This is a genomic window from Streptomyces boetiae, assembly GCF_031845405.1.
GTDB lineage: Bacteria > Actinomycetota > Actinomycetes > Streptomycetales > Streptomycetaceae > Streptomyces > Streptomyces boetiae.
Window position 1 is genome coordinate 86,012 of sequence record NZ_JAVREN010000004.1, and the last position, 17,705, is coordinate 103,716.

The window sequence follows — 17,705 nt, forward strand, 5'->3', positions numbered from 1 at the left end:
CCGATCCTCATGGGCTGGAACATCCAGCACCTCGACCACACCCGCTCCTACACCCAGATCGCCAACCTCATGCGGCACGCCGAACGCGAGTTGACCGTCAGCGAGTTCCGGCCCCTCGCGCCGCTTGCCGAGTACCGCACCGACTGCTGGATCGAGCTGACCAACGCCCAGGCCGGGCAGATCCGCGACGCCCTCCATCTCCTCGCCCAGCGCCTCCGCAGCAAGCGCTTCAGCCGCGACGCCCACGGCTGGGCCATCTTCGCCCGCGACCTCGCCCAGGCCGCCGACACCGCACACCGCACCGGCCGCCCCTGGAGGTGGAGCTGATGGCACGGGCCAAGTACCGCACCCAGGGCGGCGGGGTCGTCGAGGCTTACACGCCGCTGTTCGGCTCTTGGTACTGGCAGTGCACCGGATGCCGCCAGCGCCGACGCGCCGACGCTCCCCGAGTCGAGGCGGAACGCCACGCCGCCACCTGCCGCGCAATCCCCCGCCGATAACCAGAGAGGACACCATGCCCCGCATCCCCACCGTCTGGCAGCGCATCGAGAAGGCCGGCGAAGCGTTCGCCCGCAGCGCGCAGCCCGGCCGCCCCTACTACGTCATCGACACCCTCGCCAGCGGCCCCGACCGCGGCACGGAGGTCGTCACCGAGATCCGTTTCACCAAGAAACCCCTCGTCGGCCTCATGTCCGGCTCCCACACCCCGAAGTCGCTGTGGATGCAGTACGGCGGACGCGTTTACGACGACCGCGGCCACCGGGAACTCCGGAACCTTCCCACCGTCACCGAGATGGCGGAACTCGCCGAGAAGATCGGCGCCCAGATCCTCGGCTCGCCCGGCTGGGACAAGGCCGTCGGTAACGCGGCGGTCGGCACCGGATTCCACGCCACCCGCTGATCCCGCCTGGGGCGCCCCACCAGCCTGCAAGCACCGGGGCGCCCCCGCACCCACCGCACCCGATCACGAGCACGGAGGCATCCACCATCATGCCCACCGCCACCCTCGCCCGCACCCTCGGCGTGTCCGACGCCGACCTGGCGCGGCTCTACGCGGAGATCGAGCAGCACCTCGCCCAGCACGCCCCGGCCGCGCGGCCGTTCGGGCTGCCCAGCACCGACGCGCTCATCGCGCAGGCCGGGATCCGCCTCGGGCCCGCACCCCGCCCGCGGCGGCGAATCCTCGCCCGCCGCCGCACCGCCACGGTCGCCGAGCACCTGCTGGCCGTCGCGGACTTGATCGACACCTACGGCTGGGCCCAGGGCGCGCTCCGCCGCGGGCCCGCAATGTGCATCCTCGGCGCCCAGCAGGTACTCGTCACCCTCGGCCACAGCAACCGCGAAACCGCCGACGCCGCCGGACGCCACCTCAACCAGCAGCTCGGCGGCGGGCGCCCCTACTGGGAATGGAACGACAGCCGCTACCGCACCAAGGGTGATGTCGTCGCCCTCATCCGCAGCGCAGCCACCACAGCCTGAACGCAGACCGGGCGGCACGCGTCACTGCCGTGACAGCCGCCACCTCTTGACAAAGATCAGCGAAAGTGTAATCGTGAAATCCTTCGATGGGATCTCTGTCCCAGAAGGCCCAACCCCCGCCCCAGCGGGGGTTTTCGCGTACCAGGGGGGTGCCGTGGTCGCCTTCCCCAACCCCGAAAAGCTCGTCGAGATCGACAACCGCAGCCATCTCGTCTCGATCTTCGAAGCCGCCCGCGCCGCCGGAGTCCGCCCCGGCACCATCCGCGTATGGGTCCACCGCGGGAAAGTCGAAGCCCTGCCCATCCCCGGCCAGGAACTCTTCTACCTCCCCGCCATCCTCGCCGCAGCCCAAGTGCCTACAGGCCGGCCCCCCAAGGACGAGGACGAGCAGCAGGCGCGGACCGCCAGCGCGGCGTAGCTCAGCGCAGAGCAGCCGACTCATAACCGGCACAGACCCGGGCTCGACGCCCGGCGCCGCGCTGGCACCAGACGCCCCTGCACGGGTGGCCGTTCGCGACGGCACCATGGCGCCCGTGCAGAGGGTGAAGACCGGCCGCTCCGCCGCCACCCCCCGGCGCGGCGTCGAGCAGCCGACGGCTACCCGCCTGGTGAGGGCGCCGGGCGGGTAGCCAACCAGACCACCAGAGGGCTGGTGGATGCGGATGGGCACGGCGGCCCCGGGACGGGCAACCCGGGGCCGCCACCAACACCGGAAGGAGAGACGCCATGCCGCTCCCCCCCGGCGCCACCACCATCACCATCACCGACGTGCGCACCGCGCCCGACGGCACCCCCCTCACCGGCACCCTCACCATCACGCCCGAGACCGCCACCCAGACCATCACCGCCGCCGACGACGGACAGACGATCCAGGGCCCCGTCACCGCCACATGGACAGCGGGCGTCCTCACCGCCGCCGACGGCACCCCCGGCCTCACCCTCCTCGCCGCCGACTCTGCTGGCACCACCCCGCAGGACTGGACCTACCGCGTCGTCGAACAGCCCACGGGCGCCCTGCCGCGCACCTACAGCGTCCTCCTCACCAGCGACCTCGGGCCGACGGTCTCCCTGGCCGAACTCGCGCCCGTGGACCCCGAGCTGGGTGACTACGTCACCGTCCCGGGCCCGCCCGGACCGGCAGGCCCGACCGGAGCCACCGGCCCGCAAGGGCCGACTGGCGCCACCGGGCCCGCAGGACCACAGGGTGAGACCGGGCCCCAAGGCCCACAAGGCATTCAGGGCGAGACCGGACCCCAAGGGGCCACCGGCTCCCAAGGGGACCCCGGCCCGCAGGGCGAGCAGGGACCCCAAGGGCCCACCGGAGCGACCGGAGACACGGGCGCGACCGGCCCCGCCGGCGCGGACGCCGCCTGGGCACCCGCCCGCCAGGGCTACACCGCATGGACCCTCAACCCGGACTCGTGCAGCACCACGCTGGCGCTCCAGCCCGGCCGGCTCTACCTCTCCGGCCTCTACCTCCCGGCGGCCCTCACCCCCGCCGCGCTCGACTGGTACGTCTCCGTCGCCGCCACCAGCCCCACCGCCGGGCAGTGCTGGATCGGCCTCTACTCCGCCGCCGGGGCCCGGCTCGCGCAGGCCGCAGCCGAGACAGACATGGGCAGCGCCGGCGCCAAGACCCTGCCCCTCAGTGCCGGCGAACTGCCCGCCGGCCTCTACTGGGCAGCGATCCTGTTCAACGGAACCACCGGCCCCCAGATCCCCCGCGGCGCCGCCGCAACCGGCGGCCCCGCCCTCACCAACATGAACCTCCCGGCCACGGCCTACCGCGCCGCGTACAACGGCGACGCCAACACCGCGCTGCCCGCGACCCTCACCCCCGGCAGCAACACGCCCTACGTGCCCCTGTTCGCCGCCATCCGCTAGCGCCCGGTCACAAGACAATCACGTGATCAACGCCTCCCGGCTGCATACGCCATGCTGTCCCGCATGACACGCACCCGCCGCGCCGCCGCCCTGGCGCTCACCACCACAGCCCTCCTCGCCGTCGCCGCATGCGCCGACGACGACGACGCCCCAACCCGCGCCAACCGGCCCGCAGCCCAGCAACCGGCAGACGGCGACCCCGAACCGCCCGCGCCCACCATCCCCACCGACCTCGCCATCGGCGACACCCAGAACTGGGAAGACGGCGTCAGCGCCACCATCACCCACGTCACCGAGATCCCCGCCAGCGAGATCGGCCAGTACGACTACGTCGGGGAAGGGCAGACCCCGTTCATCGTCGGCATGACCATCGTCAACGACTCCGAACAGCCCATCGACCTCGGCGAGTTCACCGTCAGCGTCGAAGGCGCCACCAACGGGGGCACCGCCGAGTTCGTCTACATCGAGTCCCAGAGCGAAGTGCTTGAGGGGCGGCTCGCGCCGGGGCAGACCCGGGAGCACGAGGACGCCTACAGCCTCGATGTCGACCAGTACGGGCGCGACCTCGTCATCGAGATGCTTCGGTTCTACGAGGGGATGGACCTCGACAACCCGACCTGGATAGGCAGCATCGGCCAGTAGCCGCTCGGGAGGTGACCGTGGCCCAGTCCCCCCGCCCGGTCACCGACGCGGACCGTGAAGCCGTCCGCCGGCTGCACGCGGCCGGCCATGGCCGGAACGAAATCGCCCGCCGCCTGAAGCGATCCCCCCGCACCATCAGCGACATCGCCGACGCCCTGGGCCTCACCTTCGACCGTTCCGCGACCGCCGTCGCCACCGAAGCCCGGAAGATCGACGCCAAGGCCCGGCGGGTCGCGCTCGTCCACCGCGCGTACACCCGCGCGGAGAAGCTGTACGCCCGCCTCGAAGCCGACGAGGCCGGCGGCTACCTGTTCACCGCGACGACGGTCAACGGCATCGAGACTGAGCGCCTGAACCACGTGCCCGGCCACGAGGAGAAAGCGCTCGCCACCGCCATCGGGCAGCACCTCACCCACGCCGCGAAGCTCGAAGCGATCGACGGGAACACCGGCGAGCAGCAGGCCCGCGACCTCGTGAGCCAACTGTTCGACGGGCTCGCGGCGGTCTACCAGCAAGGGGCCGCCGCAGCCGGGCCCGGCGAGGGGGATGGTGATGCTGCGTGATGTCGCTCTCCCGCTGTCGCCGAAGCAGGTCCGCAGCGTCGTGGAGTCGCAGGCGGCGCCGCTCTCTCTGTGGTCCGGCGCCGTGTCCTCCGGGAAGACCATCGCGTCCCTGATCGCGTTCCTGGTGGCGCTGGTCCGCGCACCTGATCACGGCCTGGTCGTGATCGTGGGCCGGACGTTGCAGACGATCGAGCGGAACATCATCGACCCGCTCCAGTCGGCGCACCTGTTCGGGCCGCTGGCCCGGCACGTCCACCACACTACCGGCGCCACGACGGCCGTGATCCTCGGCCGCACCGTCCACCTCATCGGCGCGAGCGACGCCCGCGCGGAAGGCCGTATCCGCGGCTCGACGATCGCTCTCGCCTACGTCGACGAGGCCACGCTCGTGCCGCAGGCGTTCTGGATGATGCTGCTGTCCCGCCTGCGGGTGGGCGCCGAGTCCCGGCTGATGGCGACCACGAACCCGGACGGGCCGTTCCACTGGCTGCGCCGCGACTTCATCGCGAAGGCCGCCGAGGTCGGGATGACGTCGTGGCACTTCACCCTCGACGACAACCCGAGCCTGGACCCGGGGTTCGTCGCCCGGCTGAAGGTGCAGTACAGCGGCCTGTGGTACCGCCGGTTCATCCTCGGCGAGTGGTGCCTCGCGGAGGGCGTCGTGTACGGCATGTGGGACGAGGCGCGGCACGTCGTGGACATCTTGCCCCGCATGCGCCGCTGGCTGGCCGTGGGGATCGACTACGGCACGGTGAATCCGTTCGCCGCGCTGCTGGTCGGCGTCGGCGAGGAGGACGGCCGCCTGTATGTCGCCTCCGAGTACCGGCACGACAGCCGGGCCACCCGGCGGCAGTTGACGGACGCGGAGTACTCCCGCGCGGTGCAGGACTGGCTCGGCTCCTACCGGCACGCCGGGGAGAGGGGCGTGGCGCCGGAATGGATCTTCGTGGACCCGAGCGCGGCGAGTTTCATGACGCAGCTCTGGGCGGACGGCGTGCCGTCCGTCGCCCGCGCCGACAACAACGTCCTCGACGGCATCCGCAGCGTCAGCGTGGCCCTGGGCGCGGACCTGGTGTCCGTGCACCGCTCCTGCGCCGGGCTGATCGCCGAACTCCCTGGCTACGCATGGGATGAGCGCGCCGCGCAGGCGGGCGACGACAAGCCCGTCAAGCAGGACGACCACAGCGTGGATGCCCTGCGGTACGCGCTGCACTCCACCGCGCACGAGTGGCGCGGCCATGTCCGTACCGACTGGGACCTGAAGCAAGTCGCCTGAGCGCCTGGCGCCGACTCTGGAAGGAGGCGCTGTGCCGCTGCCCCCCAAGGACACGCCGTGGCCGCCGATCGCGCCCCGCGTCCGGTGCGCGCTGGAGGACTGGGCCGCCTGGTACTCCGCGGACCCGGACCAGATCGCCGCCCGCTACCTCAACCGCCCCGTCTTCTCTGGCCGTCCCGGGCAGGCGCCGCAGAACCGCCCGAGCCAGTACCGCGGCGGCCTCGTCGGCGCCCTGGCCCGCATGTTCTGGGGCGAGCCGACCCCGCTGGGTGAGAAACGCACCAAGCTCCACGTCCCGCTGGCGAGCGACATCGCCCGCACGAGCGCCGACCTGCTGTTCTCAGAGCCGCCCACCCTCGCCGTCGACTCCGCCGACACGCAGGAGCGGCTGGAGCAGATCCTCACCGGCGGGCTGCGCCGCACCCTCCTCACCGGCGGGGAGCTGGCCGCCGCACTCGGCGGGTCCTACCTGCGGCTGGTGTGGGACGCCGAGGTCACGCCCGGCCCGTGGATCACCGCTGTGGGAGCGGACGGCGCGATCCCCGACCTTCGCAACGGCAGGCTCGCGGGCGCCACGTTCTGGCGCGTCCTGGGCTGCGACGGGCCCAAGGTCGTGCGGTTCCTGGAGCGGCACGAGAAGGGCGCGATCCTCCATGGGGTGTACGAGGGCACCGAGGACAACCTCGGCCGCCCCATCGACCTGGGGGCGTTCCCCGAGACGAAGACCCTGAACGCGGTCGAGGAATTCGACATCGGCCCCCGGCTCACCGTCGCGCTCGTGCCGAACACCATGACTGCCAGGAGCTGGCGGGACGTGCCCGGCACCCTCGGCCTCGGCGAGTCCGACTACCAGGGCTCCGAGACGCTCCTCGACGCCCTCGACGAGACCATGACCGCGTGGATGCGGGACGTCCGCCTCGCCAAGGCCCGCCTGACGGTGCCTGAGGGCTACCTGCGGGCCAACGGGCCCGGCCGCGGCGTGTCCTGGGAGGACCGCGAGGTGTTCGTCCCCCTCAACGTTCCTCCGACCGAGGGCAACGCTTCCGGGCTCACGCTGCACCAGGCGGAGATCCGGTTCGCCGAGCACAAGGCGACCGCGGAGGAGCTGGCGGCGCGGATCATCCGCAACGCCGGCTACAGCTCGGGGACGTTCGGCGACGATTCCGACGGCCCGGCGGCCACAGCGACGGAGATCAAGGCGCGGCAGGCCCGCTCCATGTCGACCCGGGCCCGGAAGGCCGAGTTGTGGGCGGTGGGGATCGCCGACATCGTCGAGGCCCAGCTCGCCCTGGAGGCGACGCGCTTCCCTGGCGTCGCGGGCGTCGAGGTCGAGCGGCCGGCCGTGCAGTTCAAGGACTCCGTGCAGGACGACATCAAGACGCTGGCGGAGACCGCGGCGCTGCTGCGGCAGGCCGAGGCCGCGAGCACAGCGACGCTCGTCGCGCTGGTCAACCCCGGCATGGACGCCGACGATCAGGCGGCTGAGGTGCAGCGGATCCTCGCCGAGTCCGGCCGGGCGGTCGCCGACCCGGTCACGGCAGGGCGCGGCGACGACGACGCGGGGCCCGCGGAGCCCGAGGACGGCGCCCCGGAGGAGTAGGCCATGCCTGTGTCACCGGCCATGGCCGAGAACCTCGCCGGCGCGGTCGCGGGCCTGTACGAGGCGGCCGAGGTCACCATCATTGAGCGGATCGCGGGGGCGCTCGCGCGGGGGCTGGAGTCCCCGTTGTGGGCGGAGCTGCGGCTGGCCGCGGTCGGGTCGCTGCGTGACGCGGTGGGCGAGGTGGTCGCCGCGTTGCAGCAGGACGCGGACGGCGCGATCCGCGCGGCGGTCGCCGCGGCCTACGCGCGGGGGCAGCAGGCGGCCGTGGCCGAGCTGGGGGCCTTGTCCCCCGGGCGGGCCGCCGCGGCGAGGCGGTTGCCGGGGGCGCCGGCCGTGGACCGGCTCGCCGCCGGTTTGCTGGATGAGGTGCGGCCGGTGTACTCCCGTGTGACGCGGGTGTCGGATGACGTGTACCGGCAGGTGGTGGCGCGGGCCTCGGCGGCGCCGCTGCTGGGGGTGCAGACGAGGCGGCAGGCCGCTCAGACGGCGCTGGACCGGTTCGCGGACCGCGGCGTCACCGGGTTCGTGGACGCCCGTGGGCGGGGCTGGGACATGCGGTCGTATGTGGAGATGGCCACGCGGACCACGGTGGGCCGGGCCGCTGTGGAGGCGCACACGGGCCGGCTCGCCGCTGCGGGGATTGATCTCGTGATGGTGTCGGACTCGCCGGAGGAGTGCCCGCGGTGCCGGCCGTGGGAGCGGAAGGTGCTGGTGCGCGAGGGCCCTAGCGGGGCGCGGACGGTCGAGGTGGAGCACTCCACGGAGGACGGCCGGACCGTGTCGGTGCGGGTGGCTGGGTCGCTGGCCGAGGCCCGTGCGGCGGGGTTGCAGCACCCGAACTGCCGCCACACGGTCAGCGCCTACCTGCCCGGGGTGACGCGGACGCCGCCGCGGCAGGAGGACCGCGGGACCTACGAGCAGACGCAGCAGCAGCGGTACCTGGAGCGGCAGGTCCGGCAGTGGAAGCGGCGTGCCGCCGCGGCGCTGGACGACGACAAGCGGCGGCAGGCGAACGCGAAGGTCCGCGCCTACCAGCGGCGGATCAGGGAGCTAACTGCCGAGACCGGGCTGCCCCGCAAGTCCCAGCGGGAGCAGGCCGAGACGGCCCGCTAGGCAGCCATCGGCGACGGGCCCGTCCCGGTGAACTCCACCGCCCACAGGCCGCCGTTGATGCGGTCGACCCGCGTGGCGAAGGCGGAACCCTCCCGGCCGTCCGGCAGCACCACCCGCACAGGGCCGTCCAGCGACAGCAGCAGGTTCGGGCTGAAGCCGGGGACATCGGCGGCGGCGAACTCTGCCGCGCCGGCCCAGCCTCGCAGCACCCCCTGGCTGGACTCGGACTCGGCGTGCTCATCGAGGCGCACGGCCGGTAGCGCGATACCGGCGACCTCGGCCGGTCCTCGGTAGCTGCTGAGCGTGAATTCCATGCCGCCAGCCTCCCAGACTTCGGCCCGCCAGGCAGCGGGCCGGGAACCACCGATCCGCCAGGCGCGGGTCACCCCTCTTCGGCCCGCCAGGCGCGCGGCCACCTCTTTCTCGACGCCCGCCAGGCGCGGGCCGACCTGCCCGGAGGGCACCCATGCGCGACACCCTGCACACCCGCCGCCGCCCCCTGGCCGCGGCCCGCCTCACCGGCCCGGCGCCCGGCGCGCCCGGCTGGGCCCACCCCTACCCCATCTCGCCCTGGTCGCCGCTGCTGTACGCGGACGGCGGCGACGGAGGCGGCGACGGGGCGGCACCTGCTGGGGACCCGCCCCAGCCTGCGGCCGACACCGGGCAGACGGACGGAGGGCAGGGCGAGCCCAAGCCGCCGGCCGCGGACAAGGCGAAGACCGACGACAAGGACGCCACCATCAGCCGCCTCGAGGCGGCGCTGAAGGCGGCCAACGCCGAGCAGGCCAAGTCGCGCACCGTCGCCAAGCAGAAGGCCGCGGAGGAAGCCCGCCAGGCGCTGGCGCAGGAGATCGGCAAGGCCCTGGGCCTGGTCCAGGGCGACGAAGCCCCGGACCCGGCGAAGCTCGCCGAGGCCGTGGCACAGAAGGACGCCACGATCGCCGAGCGCGAGGCGGCGATCCGCACCAAGGACGTCGAACTCGCCGTCTGGGCCCGGGCGGACAAGCTCGCCGCCAAGGCGGGCGCGCTCCTCGACTCCCGCTCCTTCCTCAAGGCCGTCGCCGACCTCGACCCGGCCGCGAAGGGCTTCACCACCGCGCTGGACGACGCCATCAAGGCCGCCGTCAAGGCCAACCCGGCCTACGCCGCCACTCCGCCCGCCGGCCGGGCCGGAGGCGACCTCACCGGCGGGACCGGTGAGAGCGGCGCCCGGCAGCGCCCCACTTCACTGAGCGCCGCGGTCCGCGGCGCCCTCGGAACGTAGACATAGGAGGACGCCGTGCCGGTCACGCTCGCACAGGCGCAGATCAACACCCAGGCCGACGTGAACTACGCGGTCATCGACAACCTGCGGCGCAACTCGTGGCTGCTGGACCAGGTCGCGTTCGACGACACCGTCACCCCGGGCACGGGCGGCGCGTCGCTGACCTACGGCTACACCCGGCTGACCCAGGCCCGCACCGCCAGCTTCCGCGCGATCAACAGCGAGTACACCGCGGCGCAGGCCGAGCGGCAGCGCTACACCGTCGAACTGAAGCCGCTCGGCGGGGCGTTCACCGTCGACCGGGTCCTGGCCCGGCTCGGCGCGAGCGCGACGAACGAGATCACCTTCCAGATGCAGCAGCTCCTCACCTCCGTGAGGGTCCGCTTCCAGGACGAGCTGATCAACGGCGACACGGCCGTCGACCCCACCGGCTTCGACGGCCTCGACAAGTCCCTCACCGGCGCCGCGACCGAGTACCTGCCGGTGGATGAGGGCGTCACGGCCGGCTACCTCGACTGGACCCGCGGCACCATCGACACCCAGGCCGAGGCCATGGCCCAGCTCGACATCGTCGACGACTGGCTGTCCCGCATCGTGCCGTCCACCACCGGCGGCGGCGACCTGGGCGAGCCCGGCGCGCTGCCCCCGGGCCGCAAGGCGGTCCTCGGCAACACGCGCTCCATCACCCGCATGCGGGCGCTGGCCCGCTGGGCGGGCATCTACACCCAGGAGCGGGACGACCTCGGCCGCCAGATCGAGCGCTACGGCCCGTGGACGCTGATCGACTTGGGCGACAACGCGCTGGGTTCGGCGCCGATCATCCCGGTCGAGACCCGCGACCCCGACGCGGGCGGCGGCGGTGGGAACGTCACGAACCTGACGGACCTGTACGCCTGCTCCTTCGGCCTCGACGCGCTCCACGGCGCGTCGGTCGCCGGTCAGCCCCTCGTGCAGACGTGGATGCCCGACTTCCAGGCATCGGGCGCCGTCAAGTCCGGCGAGATCGAGATGGGCCCGGTCGCCGCCGTGCTGCGCAACGTCAAGGCGTGCGGCGTCCTCCGCAACATCAAGGTGGCGTGACCATGCGATTCGAGATCACCGCCCCCGCCGTGGGGTTCAACGGCGAAGTCGCCGGCGTGAACTTCAGCCGGGGCCGCGCCACCGCGGACAGCGAGACCGACGCGGCGGCGCTGTCCTACTTTCGCCGCAAGGGCTACACCGTCGTGCCCGTCGACGCGGGCGCGCCGGAGCCTGCCGACGAGCAGGAGAGCGAGCAGCGGTCCGAGGACGGCCAGAAGACCACCGGACGTCCGCCGCAGTCAGAGCCGAAGGCCGTCTGGCAGGAGTACGCCCGCGGCCTGGCCCAGTCCGACGAGGAGCTGGACGCCATCGACGGCATGACCAAGGAACAGCTCATCGAGACCTACGGGAAGGCGGACCAGGCATGACCGTCCACGGCCGGTACTCCGGCATCCTCCGCGAAGACCTCGGCTACCTCAACACCGCCGGCCGCCCCGCGACCGTGTTCCACCGGGCGAACCTGCCCCGGGTCGGACTGGACGACGTGGCCGCCGCCGCGTCCGGCGTGATGCTGTCCACGCCGATCTCGCTGGACGCCGGGGACCTCATCACCAGCCTCACCTTCATCTCCGGGGCCACCGCGGCGGGCACGCCGACGAACTACTGGTTCGCGCTCTACGGCCCGGACGGGGCGCTGCTGGCGCAGACCGCCGACCAGACGTCCACCGCGTGGGCGGCCGACACGGTCAAGACCCTCGCGCTGGCCACCGCGCAGCGCATCACCCGCACCGGCACGCACTACGCCGCGATCAGCGTGACCGCGACGACCGTGCCGACCCTGGTGGGCACGGTCGGGGCCCGGCCGGTGCTGAGCGGGGAGGGCAACCTGTCGCAGACCTCCGGGTCGTCCCTGACCGCGACGGCGCCGGCGACGATCGCGTCCCCGGCGTTCAAGCGGCAGGTGCCGCTGGTCATCGCGAGCTGACGGGGGAGACGAGATGGCTCTCACGAGTGCCCTTTCGGTGTCCGCGTCGGCGACGTTGTCGAGTGCGCTGGATCTGACGACGGCGGAGGCGCCGCTGGCGCTGCGCCGCGCGGTCGCTCTCACATCCGGCACGGGCGCGGGACAGGCGGACCTTGTGTTCTCCGACCGGCGGACGCTGGCCGCGTCGGCGTCTGAGGATCTCGACCTGGCGGGCGTGCTGACCGATGCGCTCGGCGCCACGGTCTCCTTCGCCCGGATCAAGGGCCTGATCATCTCGGCGGCGGCGGCGAACACGAACAACGTGATCGTCGGCGGCGCGAGCAGCAACGGCTTCGTGTCGTGGGTGGGTGGCGCCACGCACACCGTCACCGTCCGGCCCGGCGCCACGCTGGCCCTGATCGCGGGGCAGGCGGACGCCACCGGGTACGCGGTGACGGCCGGAACGGGCGACCTGCTGCACATAGCCAACAGCGCGGGCTCCACGTCGGTCACTTACGACGTGGTGCTCATCGGCGCCAGCGCGTAGGGGGGTGCCCGGTGAGGGTGTACGCCACGGCGGCCGACTACACCGCCGTCACCGGGCAGTCCCCGCCGTCCGGGATCGACCAGCAACTCGCGGACGCCTCGGAGATGCTCGATGCCGAGGTGTTCCGGCTGTGCTGGTACGACACCGACACCGCTGGCCTGCCGACGAATACCACGGTGGCCGCCGCGTTCGCGCGGGCCGTCGTGCAACAGGTGCGGTGGTGGGTCGAGGTCGGCGACGACATCGGCGCGGCCGGCGCGGGCTGGGGCTCGGTGGGGATCGGCTCCGTCTCCCTGTCCCGGGGCGCGGGCGGGGCGCCGGACGGGTCGGACTCCCCGGCCCGGCAGGTCGCCCCGAGGGCGTGGAGCGCGCTCCGTTCGCCTGATCTGACGCCGGCCATCTTCGTTCTCGGGGTGGTGTGCACCTGATGGGCGCGATCCCGGGCTGGCTGCTGCGGCACACGATCACCGTGCGGGCGCTCACCGCGTCCGGGGCCTACGAGGACGAGTTCGCGGACCCCGTGAGCGTGCGGTGCTTCCTCGACCAGCAGACGAAAGTGGTCCGCTCCCCGATCGGTGACGACACCACGAGCAGCAGCACGGCGTACTGCCCGCTGGGCACGGTCGCGCCACCCGGGTCACGGGTGGTGCTGCCGGACGGCCGGGAAACGGTCGTGATCAACGCGCTGCGGCGCGACGGGGGCGGCCTGCCGACGCCGGATCACCTTGAGGTTCAGATGGAGTAGGAGGTGACCGCGGTGGCGCGGGTGACGATGGACTGGCACGGCGACGAGGTCCGCCGGGCGATCCGGGACGCCGCCGCGCGCGGCCTCCAGCACGGCGCCGAGCACGTCCTCGGCGAATCCAACACCGTGGTGCCGCTGGACGAGGCGGCGCTTCAGCGGTCCGGCGTCGCCACCGTGGACGACCGCGACTTGCGGGCGGCAGTCTCCTACGACACTCCCTACGCCGTCCCGCAACACGAGCGGTTGGACTACGAGCACGCCCCGGGCAGGAAGGCCAAGTTCCTGGAGGACGCGCTCAACGAGAACCGCGCCGAGGTGGCCGACCTGGTCGCCGCGCAGATCCGGCGGGCCCTCCGGTGAGCTGGACGACAGACCTGATCCGCGGCTACGCCCTGCTCCTCGCGGACGCCGGGATCGGAGTGTGGCGCGATGACAGCGCCTACGCCGAGGGGGACGTAGGCATCACCGACAGCCGGATGCCGGACCAGCCACACCACATCATCGCCCTCTTCCCCTACGCGGTGGAGGACGACTCCGGCCTCACCGACGTCGTGCAGGGCCTCCAGATCCGCCTCCGGGGCGCGCCCGGGCCCGACGCCCGGCCGGTCCGGGACCGCGAAGACGCGATCTACGACCTGCTGCACATGCGGGAGCACACCACCGTTTCCGGTATCCACGTGGCGCTGTCGTGGCGGCAGTCCTGGGCGTGGATCGGCGCCGATACGCGGGGCCGGCTGGAGCTGACCGCGAACTACTACCTGCGGGCGGTCAGGCCCGCACCGCACCTGATCGAGACGTAGGAGGGACCGCTCCATGAGCACGCCCACGGCAACGGTACTGGCCCGCCGCTGGCGGCTGGAAGTCGACATGTCCGCCGCGCAGGACGGCAGCGACTTCCAGCTCTTCCCGGCCGTCACAGACTTCAACTGGACCGCCGAGCCCAACCACGAGGACTCCTCCGTCTACGAGGACGGCGGCTGGGCCGGGAACACCAAGACCGGCCAGGCGTGGGAGGTCGTCGCCACCTGCAACCGCAAGGCGACCGCTGACAGCACCGCCTACAGCGCCGTGCATGAGAAGGTCCGCGCCGCGTTCTTCGCCTTCGGCGACGACTCCCAGGTCCGCATCCGGTGGATGGACCGCGACGGGCTGCCTGAGGCTTACGAGGGCACCGCGCTGGTCACCTGGGCGCCGCAGGGCGGGGAGCGTACCGCGCTGGACCAGGTGCAGGTCACGTTCACCGGCAACGGCCCGCTGGAGCAGATCACCAACCCGCTGGCCGCCTGATGGCGCAGTTCGGGGCTCTGGACGAGCTGTTCGACGAGGCCCTCGACCTCCCCGTCAAGGGCCGGGTGTACCACATCCCCTCGCCGCCGGCCGAGGACGGGCTGCGGGTCCAGCGGATCACGACGCTGGCCGCGCGCCTCCTCGACGGCGGCGAGGCCGTGGACACCACCCTCCTCGACGACGCCGAGGAACTGGATCTCCTGCGGCTGTGTCTGGGCCCCGTCTACGACGAGATGCTGGCCGACGGCGTCGAGTGGGTGTGGCTGCGGCACGCCGGGCTCACCGCCATGTTCTGGATCATCAACGGCCTCGCGGCGGCCGAGGACTACTGGAAGGCGGCCCGGGACCCTTCTCGCCTGGCCCCGAACCGGGCGGCACGCCGGACGGCCAAGAAGAGTGGATCGGCCGCGGCGAAGTCGACCCGGTCACGGGGCTCTACGAGTGGTACGAGCGCCCGCAAGGCTGGAAAGAGCGCCCGAAAGACGGCGTGACCTGGGCCCAGCTCCTCGCCGCCTGGGAGCTGATCGAGGCCGACCTCCATGCGGAGTACGGCGTCGACATCGCCTCCGGCGTACTGCGGAAGCGGACGTGGCGGTGGCTGCGGCTGCGGATCATCGCGCTCCTGGCCGCGAACACCCGGACCGCGCGGCACTTCGCGCCTAAGGACCAGCCCAAGTCCCGGTAAGGGGGTGCGCGGTGGCCCTGACGATCGGCGAACTCACCGGCTACATCACCCTCGACGACCGCGGCCTGGACCAGGGGCTGGACGGCGCGCACCGCCGCTTCGAACGCTTCCAGGTCCAGCTCCTCGCCGACCTTGAGGCGTTCGGCGCCGACGCCGGGCGAGGCATGGGCGCGGGGCTCCTGGCGGGCCTCCGCGGCAGCCTTGACGACGCCGAGGACGCCGCCCGGCAGGCGGGTGACGATGCCGGGGATGGGCTTGTCGCCGGTGTCCGCGCCGCGCTGGCCGGAGCCAGCGGTGACCTGCGCCGCGCTGGGGACGACGCCGGCGGGGACCTGGGCGATGGTCTGGTGCGCGGCGCGGACGACGCGATCCAGGACGGCGAGGGCCGTATCGTCGCCGCCGCCCGGCAGGCCGGCGAGGAGGCGGGCGACGCGGCCGGTGACGCCATGGGCGACTCCATGGCGGACTCCGCCGCGCAGGGCGGGGACCAGACCGTCGCCGCCGCCGAGGGCCGACTGGGGATGCTGCGGGGCGCCGCGGCGGGCATCGGCCTGGCCGCGGGTGCGCTGCTGATGCAGGGCATGACCGACGCCCTCGACCAGGGCCGGATCGTCTCCCGCATGGAGGCGACGATGGGCACCACCCCGGAGCTGGCGCGCCAGTACGGGAAGGTCGCCGGGCGCCTGTTCGCCGACGCGGTCACGGAGGACTTCCAGACCGCGGCGGACGCGGTCGCCGAGACGATGAACTTCGGCCTCCTGCCCGTCGACGCGACGATGGCGCAGATCGAGGCCATGTCCACCGGCCTGGCGGACGTCGCGAACCTGATGGGCGAGGAGATCGGGCCGACCGCCCGCGCCGTCGGCAAAATGATCCGCACCGGGCTCGTTGACGACGGCGCGGAGGCGCTGGACATCCTCACCCGGGGCGTCCAGCTCGGCGCGAACGAGGCGGAAGACCTTCTCGACACCTACAGCGAGTACTCCACGCAGTTCCGGCAGCTCGGCCTCGACGGCGACCAGGCCATGGGCATCCTCGTGCAGGGCCTGCGCGCGGGCGCGCGGGACGCCGATGTCGTCGCCGACAGCCTCAAAGAGGCGACGCTGCTTTTGCAGGAGATGGGCGAGGGCGCTTCCTGGGCGGTCGAGGAACTCGGACTGTCGGCGCGGGGGGTGCAGGACGCCATTTCGGAAGGCGGCCCGGCGGCGGCGGGCGCCATCGACGACATCCTGGACCGGCTGCGGGCGGTGGAGGACCCGGCGGACCGGGGCGCGCTTGCGGTGGAGATCTTCGGCACGAAGGCCGAGGACATGCAGGATGCTCTGGAGGCGTTGGACCCGTCGGAGGCGGCTGCTGCGCTGGGGGATTTCGAGGGCGCTGCGGAGCGCGCGGGCGACACCCTCAGGGACAACGCGGCAACGCGGGTTGAGCAGTTCAAGCGGAGCTTCCAGCAGGGGCTGGTGAACTTCCTCGGCGACGAGGTCATTCCTGCGTTGCAGGATCTGCGCAGTGAGTACGGGCCCGCGCTCGACGGGATGGGTGAGCGCGCCCGCGCGGCGTGGACCCGGCTGGAGCCTGTGCTCCGCGAGGTGCGCGACGGCCTCAGTGGCTTGCGCGACGGGTTCCGCGGTGTCGCGGACGGCTCGACTCAGGACATGGGCGAGACGGAGCGCGCCGTCTACCAGGCGATGATGCAGCTCGGCGAACTCATCTCCACCGGCACGCAGTTGGCGCGGGAGGCTTGGAACGCGTTCGGCGAGGACATCGTCGCGGTCGCGCGCCGCTACTGGGGCCACATGGCCGAGGAGGTCATGGGCGCCTTGCGGATCATCGGCGGCTTTCTCCAGATCTGGGCCGGGATCTTCTCTGGTGACTGGTCTCGGATCTGGGAGGGCATCAAGGACGTTTTCGGCGGGGCGCTGGACATCATCAAGGCGCGCTGGCAGGACGGCCTCGGCAACCTCCGCAGCATCGCCTCGGGCGGGATGGCGCTGGTGACGGGCGCCTGGAACGCAGGCTGGGAGGGCATGAAACGCGGCGCCCGCGCGGCGTGGGACTGGATCTGGGGCGACACGCGGGACTACGCCAGCCGCATGGTCGAACGCGTGCGCGAGGCCGCGGCCAACTTTGTCAGCACCTTCACCGGGCTGCCCGGCAAGTTGATGGCGGTGTTCGGCAAGGCGGGCGAGTGGCTGGAGGGAGCCGGGCGGGCGATCATCGCCGGGCTGATCCGGGGTTTGGATGCCGCGACGTTCGGCCTGATCTCCAGGCTGACGTCGCTGGCGAACACGGTCCGCTCGTTCTGGCCGTTCTCGCCGGCCAAGCGAGGGCCGCTGCGGCAGTACCCGATGGACGAGGCCGGGCACAACCTGGGCGCCATGCTGGCGGAGGGCCTGGGTGCCTCCACGCGGGACATCGCGGCGGCGGCGACGGCTGCCGCGGGTGCTGCGGTGGCGCCGATGTCGGTCCCGGGCGGGCCGGTGGCGGGCGGTGTTGCGGGCCCGTTGCGGGGTGTGCTGACGGTGCGGGTGGTGCACGACGTGACCGGCGGCTCAGACGATCTGGCGAGGGTGATCCGCGGCTGGGTGCAGGACAACGGCGGTGGCAACGTGCAGATGGCTCTCGGGGGGTGA

24 protein-coding genes and 1 tRNA gene are annotated in these 17,705 nt (G+C 72.7%); 24 read left to right on the plus strand and 1 reads right to left on the minus strand.

Annotation, left to right across the window (positions count from 1 at the left end; all coding sequences use genetic code 11):
* Positions 1-9 precede the first annotated feature (9 nt).
* The 11 genes from RM780_RS03920 (at position 10) to RM780_RS03970 (ending at position 8,560) form a co-directional block, all read left to right on the plus strand.
* Positions 10-327 (plus strand): DUF7739 domain-containing protein, encoded by a 318-nt coding sequence (locus RM780_RS03920; protein WP_311629029.1) that lies wholly within the window; start codon positions 10-12, stop codon positions 325-327.
* Between the two features lie 187 nt (positions 328-514).
* Positions 515-901, plus strand: a complete 387-nt coding sequence (locus RM780_RS03925; RefSeq protein WP_311629030.1) for a hypothetical protein — start codon at positions 515-517, stop codon at positions 899-901.
* Positions 902-990: 89 nt separating this feature from the next.
* A complete protein-coding gene (locus RM780_RS03930; RefSeq protein WP_311629031.1) occupies positions 991-1,479 on the plus strand; it encodes a DUF6197 family protein in 489 nt (162 codons plus the stop codon).
* A gap of 154 nt (positions 1,480-1,633) precedes the next feature.
* Positions 1,634-1,897, plus strand: coding sequence for a MerR family transcriptional regulator (locus tag RM780_RS03935; protein WP_311629032.1), 264 nt, complete (start codon positions 1,634-1,636; stop codon positions 1,895-1,897).
* Positions 1,888-1,958: transfer RNA gene (locus RM780_RS03940), tRNA-Met, on the plus strand. The genes RM780_RS03935 and RM780_RS03940 overlap by 10 nt, the downstream gene beginning before the upstream one ends.
* 247 nt (positions 1,959-2,205) lie before the next feature.
* Positions 2,206-3,363 (plus strand): hypothetical protein, encoded by a 1,158-nt coding sequence (locus RM780_RS03945; protein ID WP_311629033.1) that lies wholly within the window; start codon positions 2,206-2,208, stop codon positions 3,361-3,363.
* A 63-nt stretch (positions 3,364-3,426) separates the two neighbouring features.
* Positions 3,427-4,005: a hypothetical protein gene (locus RM780_RS03950; RefSeq protein WP_311629034.1), complete on the plus strand. Its 579-nt coding sequence runs from the start codon at positions 3,427-3,429 to the stop codon at positions 4,003-4,005.
* 17 nt (positions 4,006-4,022) lie between these two features.
* Positions 4,023-4,568 (plus strand): helix-turn-helix domain-containing protein, encoded by a 546-nt coding sequence (locus tag RM780_RS03955; RefSeq protein ID WP_311629035.1) that lies wholly within the window; start codon positions 4,023-4,025, stop codon positions 4,566-4,568.
* Positions 4,558-5,844, plus strand: coding sequence for a PBSX family phage terminase large subunit (locus tag RM780_RS03960; protein ID WP_311629036.1), 1,287 nt, complete (start codon positions 4,558-4,560; stop codon positions 5,842-5,844). Before RM780_RS03955 ends, RM780_RS03960 begins: the two co-directional genes overlap by 11 nt.
* A gap of 31 nt (positions 5,845-5,875) precedes the next feature.
* Positions 5,876-7,444, plus strand: coding sequence for a phage portal protein (locus RM780_RS03965; protein WP_311629037.1), 1,569 nt, complete (start codon positions 5,876-5,878; stop codon positions 7,442-7,444).
* A 3-nt stretch (positions 7,445-7,447) separates the two neighbouring features.
* Positions 7,448-8,560 carry a phage minor capsid protein gene (locus RM780_RS03970; protein ID WP_311629038.1) on the plus strand — a complete coding sequence of 371 codons (1,113 nt, stop codon included), beginning with the start codon at positions 7,448-7,450 and terminating at the stop codon, positions 8,558-8,560.
* On the opposite strand, the gene RM780_RS03975 is transcribed toward RM780_RS03970, so the two are convergent.
* On the minus strand, positions 8,557-8,874 hold the full coding sequence (locus RM780_RS03975) for a hypothetical protein (RefSeq protein ID WP_311629039.1): 318 nt from the start codon (positions 8,872-8,874) through the stop codon (positions 8,557-8,559). The two genes, RM780_RS03970 and RM780_RS03975, sit on opposite strands and share 4 nt — an antisense overlap.
* 152 nt (positions 8,875-9,026) lie before the next feature.
* Between RM780_RS03975 and RM780_RS03980 the strand changes: the two genes are divergently transcribed.
* The 13 genes from RM780_RS03980 to RM780_RS04040 are packed head-to-tail and all read left to right on the plus strand — an operon-like array spanning position 9,027 to position 17,705.
* Positions 9,027-9,824, plus strand: a complete 798-nt coding sequence (locus tag RM780_RS03980) for a hypothetical protein (protein ID WP_311629040.1) — start codon at positions 9,027-9,029, stop codon at positions 9,822-9,824.
* Positions 9,825-9,839: 15 nt separating this feature from the next.
* Positions 9,840-10,904 carry a major capsid protein gene (locus RM780_RS03985; RefSeq protein ID WP_311629041.1) on the plus strand — a complete coding sequence of 355 codons (1,065 nt, stop codon included), beginning with the start codon at positions 9,840-9,842 and terminating at the stop codon, positions 10,902-10,904.
* A 2-nt stretch (positions 10,905-10,906) separates the two neighbouring features.
* Entirely contained in the window at positions 10,907-11,272 is a 366-nt protein-coding gene (locus RM780_RS03990; protein ID WP_311629042.1) for a hypothetical protein, read from the plus strand.
* On the plus strand, positions 11,269-11,829 hold the full coding sequence (locus tag RM780_RS03995) for a hypothetical protein (RefSeq protein WP_311629043.1): 561 nt from the start codon (positions 11,269-11,271) through the stop codon (positions 11,827-11,829). The genes RM780_RS03990 and RM780_RS03995 overlap by 4 nt, the downstream gene beginning before the upstream one ends.
* A 13-nt stretch (positions 11,830-11,842) precedes the next feature.
* Positions 11,843-12,355 carry a hypothetical protein gene (locus RM780_RS04000; protein ID WP_311629044.1) on the plus strand — a complete coding sequence of 171 codons (513 nt, stop codon included), beginning with the start codon at positions 11,843-11,845 and terminating at the stop codon, positions 12,353-12,355.
* A gap of 11 nt (positions 12,356-12,366) precedes the next feature.
* Positions 12,367-12,783 carry a hypothetical protein gene (locus RM780_RS04005; RefSeq protein ID WP_311629045.1) on the plus strand — a complete coding sequence of 139 codons (417 nt, stop codon included), beginning with the start codon at positions 12,367-12,369 and terminating at the stop codon, positions 12,781-12,783.
* Positions 12,783-13,100, plus strand: coding sequence for a hypothetical protein (locus tag RM780_RS04010; RefSeq protein ID WP_311629046.1), 318 nt, complete (start codon positions 12,783-12,785; stop codon positions 13,098-13,100). Before RM780_RS04005 ends, RM780_RS04010 begins: the two co-directional genes overlap by 1 nt.
* A gap of 27 nt (positions 13,101-13,127) precedes the next feature.
* Positions 13,128-13,460 (plus strand): hypothetical protein, encoded by a 333-nt coding sequence (locus tag RM780_RS04015; protein ID WP_311629186.1) that lies wholly within the window; start codon positions 13,128-13,130, stop codon positions 13,458-13,460.
* Complete coding sequence (locus RM780_RS04020; RefSeq protein WP_311629047.1) at positions 13,457-13,900, plus strand: minor capsid protein; 444 nt, start codon at positions 13,457-13,459, stop codon at positions 13,898-13,900. Before RM780_RS04015 ends, RM780_RS04020 begins: the two co-directional genes overlap by 4 nt.
* A gap of 13 nt (positions 13,901-13,913) precedes the next feature.
* Entirely contained in the window at positions 13,914-14,387 is a 474-nt protein-coding gene (locus tag RM780_RS04025; RefSeq protein WP_311629049.1) for a phage tail tube protein, read from the plus strand.
* Entirely contained in the window at positions 14,387-14,878 is a 492-nt protein-coding gene (locus RM780_RS04030; RefSeq protein WP_311629050.1) for a DUF7426 family protein, read from the plus strand. Before RM780_RS04025 ends, RM780_RS04030 begins: the two co-directional genes overlap by 1 nt.
* A complete protein-coding gene (locus RM780_RS04035) occupies positions 14,875-15,072 on the plus strand; it encodes a hypothetical protein (protein ID WP_311629051.1) in 198 nt (65 codons plus the stop codon). Before RM780_RS04030 ends, RM780_RS04035 begins: the two co-directional genes overlap by 4 nt.
* A gap of 11 nt (positions 15,073-15,083) precedes the next feature.
* A complete protein-coding gene (locus RM780_RS04040; RefSeq protein WP_311629052.1) occupies positions 15,084-17,705 on the plus strand; it encodes a phage tail tape measure protein in 2,622 nt (873 codons plus the stop codon).

Excerpts from the sequence above, each read along its gene's own strand:
- RM780_RS03920 (WP_311629029.1), top strand. The coding sequence starts at position 10 with ATGGGCTGGAACATCCAGCACCTCGACCACACCCGCTCCTACACCCAG.
- RM780_RS03925 (WP_311629030.1), top strand. The coding sequence starts at position 515 with ATGCCCCGCATCCCCACCGTCTGGCAGCGCATCGAGAAGGCCGGCGAA.
- RM780_RS03930 (WP_311629031.1), top strand. The coding sequence starts at position 991 with ATGCCCACCGCCACCCTCGCCCGCACCCTCGGCGTGTCCGACGCCGAC.
- RM780_RS03945 (WP_311629033.1), top strand. The coding sequence starts at position 2,206 with ATGCCGCTCCCCCCCGGCGCCACCACCATCACCATCACCGACGTGCGC.
- RM780_RS03950 (WP_311629034.1), top strand. The coding sequence starts at position 3,427 with ATGACACGCACCCGCCGCGCCGCCGCCCTGGCGCTCACCACCACAGCC.
- RM780_RS03960 (WP_311629036.1), top strand. The coding sequence starts at position 4,558 with ATGCTGCGTGATGTCGCTCTCCCGCTGTCGCCGAAGCAGGTCCGCAGC.
- RM780_RS03970 (WP_311629038.1), top strand. The coding sequence starts at position 7,448 with ATGCCTGTGTCACCGGCCATGGCCGAGAACCTCGCCGGCGCGGTCGCG.
- RM780_RS03975 (WP_311629039.1), bottom strand. The coding sequence starts at position 8,874 with ATGGAATTCACGCTCAGCAGCTACCGAGGACCGGCCGAGGTCGCCGGT.
- RM780_RS03980 (WP_311629040.1), top strand. The coding sequence starts at position 9,027 with ATGCGCGACACCCTGCACACCCGCCGCCGCCCCCTGGCCGCGGCCCGC.
- RM780_RS03990 (WP_311629042.1), top strand. The coding sequence starts at position 10,907 with ATGCGATTCGAGATCACCGCCCCCGCCGTGGGGTTCAACGGCGAAGTC.
- RM780_RS03995 (WP_311629043.1), top strand. The coding sequence starts at position 11,269 with ATGACCGTCCACGGCCGGTACTCCGGCATCCTCCGCGAAGACCTCGGC.
- RM780_RS04000 (WP_311629044.1), top strand. The coding sequence starts at position 11,843 with ATGGCTCTCACGAGTGCCCTTTCGGTGTCCGCGTCGGCGACGTTGTCG.
- RM780_RS04010 (WP_311629046.1), top strand. The coding sequence starts at position 12,783 with ATGGGCGCGATCCCGGGCTGGCTGCTGCGGCACACGATCACCGTGCGG.
- RM780_RS04015 (WP_311629186.1), top strand. The coding sequence starts at position 13,128 with ATGGACTGGCACGGCGACGAGGTCCGCCGGGCGATCCGGGACGCCGCC.
- RM780_RS04025 (WP_311629049.1), top strand. The coding sequence starts at position 13,914 with ATGAGCACGCCCACGGCAACGGTACTGGCCCGCCGCTGGCGGCTGGAA.
- RM780_RS04030 (WP_311629050.1), top strand. The coding sequence starts at position 14,387 with ATGGCGCAGTTCGGGGCTCTGGACGAGCTGTTCGACGAGGCCCTCGAC.